Origin of the sequence: Streptomyces rubellomurinus (genome assembly GCF_000961885.1) — a bacterium.
In the GTDB taxonomy this organism is placed as follows: domain Bacteria; phylum Actinomycetota; class Actinomycetes; order Streptomycetales; family Streptomycetaceae; genus Kitasatospora; species Kitasatospora rubellomurina.
In genome coordinates, this window is record NZ_JZKH01000317.1 from 1 (window position 1) to 503 (window position 503).

A 503-nucleotide genomic window follows, 5' to 3' on the forward strand; every position below is an offset into this window, starting at 1 on the left:
CCGGCGGCGCCACCGCCCCCGGCCGGTCCACCACGGTCGGCGCCGGCCCCGGCACCCCGGCGGCTCCCGCGCGCCGCTCGGCCAGCTCCGCGAGCCGCCGCTCGACCGTCCGGGCGTCCGCCGGCCGCTCGGCCGGGTCCTTCGCCAGCAGCTCCGCGACCAGCCCGGCCACCTGCGGCGGCAGCCCGAACTGCGCCGGGTCGAGCGCCGGCGGCGGCTCGTTGAGGTGCTGGTACATCAGCACCGGCGTCGAGTCCCCGGCGAACGGCCGCGCCCCGGTGAAGAGTTCGACCAGCACGCAGCCGAGCGCGTACAGGTCGGCCCGACCGTCCACCCGGCCGCCGGTCCACCGCTCGGGCGCCATGTACGCCGGGCTGCCGACGATCGTCCCGGTGGTGGTCAGCCCGCCCGCGCCGGTGTCCAGCTGCGCGATGCCGAAGTCCAGCACCTTCAGCTGCCCGGCCTCGGTGATCATGATGTTGTCGGGCTTGATGTCGCGGTGC

At 77.1% G+C, this 503-nt stretch carries 1 protein-coding gene; it reads right to left on the reverse strand.

The window, feature by feature from the left end:
* Nucleotides 1-503 (reverse strand): serine/threonine-protein kinase (locus tag VM95_RS38005; RefSeq protein WP_157882317.1); only part of this gene is annotated, 503 nt, incomplete at both ends.